We start from the raw sequence: 8034 nt of genomic DNA, 5'->3' as shown, positions 1-8034 counted from the left end.
AATGCACGAGCGCAATGCTCACAACTTCCCTCTAGATTTGGCTGCTGGGGATCTTGCTCCTGTTGCTCTTTCCGCTCCTGCTATCAACGGTTAATCCGGTTAATGATAATCTGAAATACTTTACGATTATCTGTAAGTAAAAGACGCTCTCCCGAAAGGGAGGGCGTTTTTGCATTGGTTAACGTTCATTACTTCAGAATTTAGGCAATAATTATCAAAAAGTAAATTTTACGGGTAATAATTGCTAGCAGCGCAGATAATTGCCTCAAAGCTCAACTATAAGGAGAAGCCAAGAATGATTTTACACCGTGGGCGTAGGGTAGTAGCTGCTTTATTGCTGTCAGTGGTACTACTTACAACCGCCTGTACTCCAAAAACACCTGGACGTTTTGACCAGGTACAAAAAGAAAGCACTCAACAAAAAAGCGGCCAAGGGGTTGCTAAAACAGCAACTCAGGGTAGCGAATTTAATAAACTTTTCCCAGAAGGTGGTGATGGCTACCAGCGTGTCTATACCCAAGAGAAAAAAGGCTTTGCAGAAGCGAAGTTGAAAAAAGGCGGTAAAGAACTAGCGTTGCTATCTATTTCTGATACTACAAGTACACCTGGTGCAGCAGCAAAGTTCTCAAAGAGTAGCAAAAAAATTGGCGGTTATCCCGCAATCGAAGTTGGGAAGACGCAAACCGCAATTTTGGTAGGTAAGTACCAAGTAAAAGTACTTTCCCGCGATCCGTCATTTAAAGCTAGCGATCGCGCCGATTGGATAGAGAAGTTTAATCTGAATCGTCTGGCTAGCCTCAAATAAGCCGGATACTCGACATTGAAGATAATAAAATCTAAGCAAGGAGATTTTTGTGAGCAAATCGATTTTTGAATTGGTAGATCAACTACCAACTGGTGGATTAACTGTTTCTATGTTGAAGTCCCTTGATTTTGTTGCTCCTGGAGAGTGGCAAAATACCGTCGGCTTTGTCAATACTATTAAGACTGTTACAGGCGAAGACGACGAAGATTTAATTCAGCAAATTGGCGAAAGAGCGATTTATCTATTCAACGACAAGTCCCAAGGATACCAAACAGCTTTGTGGCTATATCAAACCGTTGATAATACAGATAAAGCCCTTGGTGCAGCCGCTTTAGCTAACAAAGTTAGTGAAAAAATCCCTTTATTGGGTTTTTTAAACTCTGTCACTCCCAAACCAGACAAAGCCCAAACCATCGATCTGACATTAAAATTAGTGGCTGAGTTGGTGGCTTTTTGCCAAATTAACGGTATTCCTGGAGATAGTATTGGTGATTTTGTCGCCTCTTTAGGTGAATATAGTGGTGAGTCACTCATCCGCATGGTGGCGTTAGTTTGCGTTGATGGTTTGATTCCTCTGGGGCCAGACTTCATCAGCAAAGCAATATCTGGACTTAATCAAACCAATCCACAGGAGTTAGAACAGAACTCGACTTTCCAAAGCATCAAAGATGTGATTCCAGGGAGCAATGCTGGTAGTAAACTCAACTTTATCGGCGAAAGCTTTGACTCAGTTAAAGGTTGGATGAGTGGTATTGTCAGTGCGAATAATTTAACGCCAGAAAAAGTAGTTGGCAATTTGCAAAGTTTTGTCGCTATTGCCGATGACAAGTTAGACTATCTGGCGGCGTTCCTAGATGTAGCAACGAATTATTATGAACACACTGGCACGCAAACTTTAGCACGTCGCTTGATTGAACGGGCGATAGCTGAGATTTAGATTGATTGGGAAAGTGGGAAATAGGGAGTGATGGGAAAAATAACCAATTCCCAATTCCCAATTCCCATTAGGGTAAATGCAAATCTGCTGCGATCGCATACAAGTAAGGTTGAAAAATAGCCAAGTCTTCTAGTTTATCAAACTTACCCGTTTGCGTACCTGTGTCAAATGCAGTGGTAATTACATAAAGTTTAGTACCATCAAAAGCAACATGACCGATATGTTGCTCTTGTACTCCACCTTTTTGCTTAATTCCAGCGAACCCATAGCGGATTCCCTGAAGCTTACCAATGGGTACTGCTTGCGGTGGGTAGGCTGAGAAAGTAATCTCTTTGCCATATTCACTCTGACGATCTTTTGCAAAAGCAGTGTAGTGGTCTGTAACCCAAGCTTTGAGTGCTGGTAATACCTGGTTTTGATACTTAGGACTTTGATAATCCACTTGGGAACCAATTGGAATATTATCTGCTACAAGTTTCTTTCGGAAATCCTCATTGTTTGCTAATGGGTAAACGTTAATCTCAACTGTACCCAAACGTTCCCCTTTGGAGGAGATACACAATAACGGTGCATTTCCTTCACAAGGGGCAACTTGCCAGTTAGTTGGAGCAGCAGCGTTTCCCAGTATTTTCTGCCAGATATTTCCCTCTTTTGAGTTGGCAAGTTTGGCAACAGTCGGAGGTTTTACCGCTTTGGGTGGAAAAAATTGGGGAATAACAAATTTTGCTCCCACAGGTATCGACACTACCAAAATAGAACCTAGTAATAAATGATAAAGTCGTAACATTTTTTCAAAATCCAGAGCCAATGATTGCAGACTAACGATATCTACAATACTTTATGGGTATAAAGGAAGAATACATTTATATTGCTGCGAGTTCCGCAAATGGAACTCAACAAACTATAGCGCTTCTTTATGCCTAATTTTTGTGTTTCGCTGGAGGTATGGCAATAATGAAGAGATCCTGGCTGCATGTAAAAGCAAATTAAAAAATATTCACCCTCAAATGCGCCATTAGCTGCGATCGAACTGTGCTAGAATTTTTTCTGCTTCCTGGCACAGGGCTTCGTGATATTCACCATTACTAGCTAGCAAACCTCCCCATTGATTGATATCACCAGTGTTATACTGCAACGGAGTCCCATCAAAATGCGTAAACTTACCACCAGCTTCTGTTAGAATCAGTTCTGGGGCTGCTATATCCCAGTCTTTGGGCGCAGACTTACCAGAAAGGGAAATATAGATATCTGCTTGTTGCTCGACAATGGTGGCGATTTTGCAGCCTACACTACCCACACCTTTCTGATTTTGACAGGGTAAATTTTGGAGCAAGTAATCTAATCGTTGGTTGCGGTGAGAGCGGCTAACGACTAAAGTTAAATCTTCAACTCGTTTACCTAACGACACTTGTAAAGGAATAGAGCGATCGCGGGTTTCTACAAATGCTCCCCCACCTTTGGTAGCATAATATAACTTTTCTGCCTCTGGTACTGCCACCACTGCCAATACTGGGCGTGTTTCCTTGACTAAAGCAATGTGAACTGCATAGTCACCAGTTTTTTCGATAAAGTCTCGCGTACCATCTAAAGGATCAATTATCCATACCCAAGGCAAAGAAGAGTGTGCGCCTGTACTTGGCAATTGATAAGTTTCTTCGCTGATGTAAGCAAAATCTTCATTACCCAAACTTGCTTGTAGCTTCTGCAAAATATATTGACTCACAGCTACATCGGCAACGGTAACAGGCTCATTCTGTTTATATTGAACATCTAAATTAGGATCTTTTGCGGTGCCGTGGTAATACGATCGCAGTATATCTGCTGCGCCCCAACCGATCTCACGGGCGATCGCTAATATTTCTTGTAAATCTTTCATTAATTTAGCCCAATTAAAAATATGTATAATATGAGTAGAGGCGCACTTTGCGATCTAACAGTCTTAAAATTACGAATTATTTTAAATCCATCCAGCGCCGAGTCCCAAAAAATTTGCAGGAATCAGCTGCAATATTAGCTGCTAGCGCCAGTGTATCAGTAAAACTTTCCCGTAAAATGTAATCACAAAAAGCACCGTGGAAAATATCTCCAGCCCCCAATGTATCAACCGCTTGAATCAGTGGAATATCTACGATACCAGTTTTAGTGCTACTCAAGTATTCAATTGGTTTTTGCCCGTGGGTAATGGCGATGTGAGCAATGTTAAATTCGCTCAGATAAGCAAAAACGTCTTCTCCAGTCTGGCAATTAGGGGGATAAAAATTAGCTGAACAGATGGCATAATCCACAAACGGTAGAATTTCCTCAAATCCAGGTTTCCAACTACCACCATCAATTACTATTGGGATATTCTTAGCTTTAGCCATTTTAGCTATAGAATAACCAACAGCAATTTGATGTCCATCAATCAGTACTATATCGACATTTGATAAAATATCTGGCGGGATAGATGCTTCGCTGGCTGGAGTTTTGACAGCATTGATGGAAACCACAGCCCGTTCACCTGTGGCTTGGGTGACAATGATTGAGGAGACAGGCGGTGCTAAATCAGTGGTAGGCTCAAGGTCTGCGATCGCAACTTGGTAATTTGCCAAATCATCTCGGATTAGCTGCGTCATTGGGTGAGAACCAACTACACCTAAGACTGTAGCCTGATTACCTAAATAACTGAAAGTTACAGCCGCGTTAGTTGCTGGGCCACCTGCCGCTACAGTATAGTCAGTAGCGACAATCTTTTGATTATTCTTAGGGGCAGAGTCGGCAAGGTAAATCAAATCCAAGGTTACTAAACCCACAAATAACCCCCGATCTAATTTTGGATTTTGGATTTTAGATTTTGGATTAGTCATCATATATTTTCCTATAGGTGCATAAATTCTTATTTTTAACTCATAACTCCTAACTCTCCCTAATGCAAACCGATCCAAAACCAGGAACACTTTATGTTGTCGGCACACCAATTGGTAATCTGGAAGATATAACCTTTCGGGCGGTGCGAATTTTGCAGACTGTAGATATTATTGCTGCGGAAGACACCCGTCATACAGGGAAGCTGCTACAACATTTTCAAGTTAAGACTCCCCAAGTGAGTTACCACGAACACAATCGTACCAGTCGCATTCCAGAATTATTAGAGCATTTAATTAACAATAAAGCGATCGCTCTTGTGAGTGATGCTGGAATGCCAGGTATTTCCGATCCGGGATATGAACTGGTGAAAGCTTGTATAGAGGCGGGGATTTCCGTAGTTCCCATTCCTGGCGCTAGTGCAGCAATTACCGCTTTGAGTGCGGCTGGATTACCAACGAATCGATTTGTCTTTGAAGGCTTTCTCCCGGCGAAAACTCAACAGAGACAAGAACACTTAGAATCTCTGCAAACAGAATCTCGCACATTGATTTTCTATGAATCGCCCCATCGCTTGCGAGATACTTTGCAAGACTTAGCAGAAGTTTGGGGAAGCGATCGCCAAATTGTGCTGGGGCGAGAGTTAACAAAATTGTATGAAGAATTTTGGCGGGGGACAATTGCCGAGGCGATCGCTCACTACAGCCAACGAGAACCCCAAGGTGAATATACATTAGTAGTGGCAGGAATTCCAGCCAATCAGCCCCAATTGACAGAAGAGGAGTTGAAAGCCGAATTGAAAGAGTTAATTAGTCAGGGAATATCGCGATCGCAAGCTAGCCGTCAGTTAGCAAAATTTACCTCCCTTCCCCGTCGCCAACTCTATCAACTAGCTCTTTCCATAGTCCTGACTCCTGAGTTGTGAGCAGCTAATACCACTTAAACATCCTCTGAGTTTATATTTTGTAATCGATCTTGCACCAATCTGAATTATGGGATTTAGTCACTCAGTATTGAATCTAAAACCATTAGTTTAGCGATAAAGTTCAATAAAAAGAATGTAGCTTTATTGCACTTGTGTTAACTAAATCTGGGTTTATACAGAGAGGTGCAAGACATGAGTAAATTAACTACTTTCAGCGTTCCATAAATCATCTATCGGTTCTCAATAATTACAGAGATGATGTAGAAAATGCCAGTCAGTTAAACAGTAAATATGCAACTACAAAAAAATCCAGACAATTACCTGCACTGTTTGGATATTGGGATTTGTCGGTCTGCTAACAGATATTAACTCTGAGATGATTCATTCTGTGTTGCCCTTATTTCTGGCATCAGTTTTAGAGGTAGATGTGTTAACTGTGGGTATCATCGAAGCCATTGCTATATATTATATATATGCATATATATGCTGTGCTTTATCCATAATTCTTTGTGAGCAAGCTTTTTAAGACTTAATTGTAAAAGTTAGATGTAGATAAGCTACCACAAAACTTGCTTGCGCGATAATAGATATAAACTACGAAAAGTTACGTTGCCATAGCATTGTAGCTGCCTATTCTCATCTCTAATATTACTAAAATTATAATTATAATGTTATACAAGAATTTAAATATCATCACAAAAGTATCTGCTAATCTCCTCTGTAAGCTTTTAGGACAGCCTAGTGTTAGTAATTTAGAAAGTAAACTGCACGATCAACACGTTCAAATTCAGCAGATAGAAGAGCAAGAAAGGGCGCTTTACCGAGTTATTAGTAAAATCCGAGCTTCTCTTGAGTTAGAAACAATTTTTCGTACAGCTACTAAGGAAACTTGCAAGTTGCTCCGCGTCGAGCGGATTGCTGTCTATCGTTTCCATGAAAACTGGGGTGGAGAATTTGTCAGCGACTTCGAGTTTGCAGAGACTGGATGGGATGATGTCGAGACATTAGGAAAAAATACAGTTTGGAATGACTCTTACCTCCAAGAACATCAAGGTGGACGGTATCGTAATAATGAAACTTTAGTTGCTTCAGATGTCTATACAATAGGCTTGTCTCAATGCCATTTAGAAATTTTAGAACAGTTCCATATTCGAGCTTATGCAACTGCACCAATTTTTGTTGGAAAAAAATTGTGGGGAGTGCTTGCTGCTTATCAGCACTCACAACCACACGAATGGAAAAAATTAGAAATTCAATTTCTGTCTCAGATTGCAACGCAGTTAGGATTTGCAGTTAAACAAGCAGAATTTTTAGCTCAAGCAGAACAAAAAGCCGCAGAACTGTATAAAGCGAATCAGCAACAGAATATTCTGTTTAATTTAGTTGCTGAAATTCGTGAATCTCTTAATCTAGACACCTTGTTTAAAACTACTGCACGAGAAATTCGGAAAGCTCTCCGTAGCGATCGCGTCAGTATCTTTCGATTTGACCCGGAATCGAACTATACTTCTGGGGAATTTGTCTGCGAGAATGTATTGCCTGACTACGATTCTATGATCGCCATCAAAGTAAAGGATGGTTGTTTTGGTGAAAAATATGCAGATCCTTATCACCAAGGGCGGATACAGGTATTATCAGATATTTATCAAGCTGGGCTAAAGGATTGTCACCTGCAACTGTTAGAGCAATTTCAAATCAAGGCGCAAATTGTTGCACCTCTAATGAAAGGAAAAACCTTATGGGGGTTACTATGTGTTCATCAGTGCCGTTGTCCGCGCAAATGGAAAACATCTGAAATTCAATTTATCCGACAGTTAGGTGCTCAGTTTAATGTCGCTTTAGAACATTCCGAATTATTAGAGCAATCCCGCTCTCAAGCTAATCAACTTGCTCAAGCGAACCATGCTTTAGAAGTTGCAAACTCTCAGCTAGAAAAAATCAGTAACCTAGATGCTTTAACCCAAATCGCAAATCGTCATTGTTTTAATGAATTTTTAGAGCAGGAATGGAATCGACTAAGACTAACAGAAAAATTTTTATCTTTAGTTCTATTTGATATTGATTATTTTAAGGATTATAACGATTCTTATGGACACCTAGCTGGAGATGAGTGCTTAATACAAGTTGCTCGTGCAGCCCAAGCTGCATTAAAGCGTCCTACCGATCTACTAGCTCGTTATGGTGGTGAAGAATTTATTGTCATTTTGCCAAACACGAGCGAATCAGGTGCGATTAAACTGACTAGGTTGATTCAAAATTCTATTCAAGAATTAAAGATTCCCCATAAGAAGAATAATAACTTTAAATATTTTGTGACCGTCAGTTTAGGTGTTGCGACTCAAAAACCAACAGCTAAAAGTTCAGCTCAAGATTTGATTAACGCAGCCGACAAAGCTTTGTATAAAGCTAAAGAACAAGGACGTAATAGGTGGGTTTGTGCTGCAAAACTCTAAATCTGGGGGGTAGATTGCTGAGAGCGACTTTAGCGCTACCCAGCAATAAAAGAGTTCCCAGGCACTAATG

General features: G+C 40.6%; 7 protein-coding genes and 1 pseudogene. 5 read left to right on the top strand and 3 right to left on the bottom strand.

What is annotated here, in order from left to right:
- The 3 genes and pseudogenes from V7K55_RS16080 to V7K55_RS16070 form a co-directional block, all read left to right on the top strand.
- Window positions 1–94, top strand: a pseudogene (locus V7K55_RS16080) (photosystem II protein D1); the annotation flags it as partial.
- A 201-nt stretch (window positions 95–295) separates the two neighbouring features.
- Window positions 296–805: a hypothetical protein gene (locus tag V7K55_RS16075; RefSeq protein ID WP_334832917.1), complete on the top strand. Its 510-nt coding sequence runs from the start codon at window positions 296–298 to the stop codon at window positions 803–805.
- A 49-nt stretch (window positions 806–854) separates the two neighbouring features.
- Window positions 855–1742, top strand: coding sequence for a hypothetical protein (locus V7K55_RS16070; RefSeq protein ID WP_334832915.1), 888 nt, complete (start codon window positions 855–857; stop codon window positions 1740–1742).
- Between the two features lie 67 nt (window positions 1743–1809).
- On the opposite strand, the gene V7K55_RS16065 is transcribed toward V7K55_RS16070, so the two are convergent.
- The 3 genes from V7K55_RS16065 to V7K55_RS16055 form a co-directional block, all read right to left on the bottom strand.
- On the bottom strand, window positions 1810–2529 hold the full coding sequence (locus V7K55_RS16065; protein WP_334832913.1) for a hypothetical protein: 720 nt from the start codon (window positions 2527–2529) through the stop codon (window positions 1810–1812).
- A 228-nt stretch (window positions 2530–2757) separates the two neighbouring features.
- A complete protein-coding gene (locus V7K55_RS16060; protein ID WP_334832911.1) occupies window positions 2758–3618 on the bottom strand; it encodes a 3'(2'),5'-bisphosphate nucleotidase CysQ family protein in 861 nt (286 codons plus the stop codon).
- Window positions 3619–3694: 76 nt separating this feature from the next.
- Window positions 3695–4588, bottom strand: a complete 894-nt coding sequence (locus V7K55_RS16055) for a sugar kinase (RefSeq protein ID WP_442949091.1) — start codon at window positions 4586–4588, stop codon at window positions 3695–3697.
- A gap of 62 nt (window positions 4589–4650) precedes the next feature.
- Here V7K55_RS16055 and rsmI point away from each other — a divergent pair, with 62 nt between their 5' ends.
- Complete coding sequence (gene rsmI, locus V7K55_RS16050; protein WP_334832907.1) at window positions 4651–5511, top strand: 16S rRNA (cytidine(1402)-2'-O)-methyltransferase; 861 nt, start codon at window positions 4651–4653, stop codon at window positions 5509–5511.
- A 668-nt stretch (window positions 5512–6179) separates the two neighbouring features.
- Window positions 6180–7964 (top strand): diguanylate cyclase domain-containing protein, encoded by a 1785-nt coding sequence (locus tag V7K55_RS16045; protein ID WP_334832905.1) that lies wholly within the window; start codon window positions 6180–6182, stop codon window positions 7962–7964.
- The last annotated feature ends 70 nt before the right edge of the window (window positions 7965–8034 follow it).

This window comes from Nostoc sp. (assembly GCF_036919895.1).
GTDB lineage: Bacteria > Cyanobacteriota > Cyanobacteriia > Cyanobacteriales > Nostocaceae > Nostoc.
Note: the sequence above shows the minus strand (reverse complement) of the source record. Positions and strands in the feature narration are given on the sequence as shown.

Excerpts from the sequence above, each read along its gene's own strand:
- rsmI (WP_334832907.1), top strand. The coding sequence starts at position 4,651 with ATGCAAACCGATCCAAAACCAGGAACACTTTATGTTGTCGGCACACCA.
- V7K55_RS16045 (WP_334832905.1), top strand. The coding sequence starts at position 6,180 with ATGTTATACAAGAATTTAAATATCATCACAAAAGTATCTGCTAATCTC.
- V7K55_RS16065 (WP_334832913.1), bottom strand. The coding sequence starts at position 2,529 with ATGTTACGACTTTATCATTTATTACTAGGTTCTATTTTGGTAGTGTCG.
- V7K55_RS16075 (WP_334832917.1), top strand. The coding sequence starts at position 296 with ATGATTTTACACCGTGGGCGTAGGGTAGTAGCTGCTTTATTGCTGTCA.
- V7K55_RS16060 (WP_334832911.1), bottom strand. The coding sequence starts at position 3,618 with ATGAAAGATTTACAAGAAATATTAGCGATCGCCCGTGAGATCGGTTGG.
- V7K55_RS16055 (WP_442949091.1), bottom strand. The coding sequence starts at position 4,588 with ATGACTAATCCAAAATCTAAAATCCAAAATCCAAAATTAGATCGGGGG.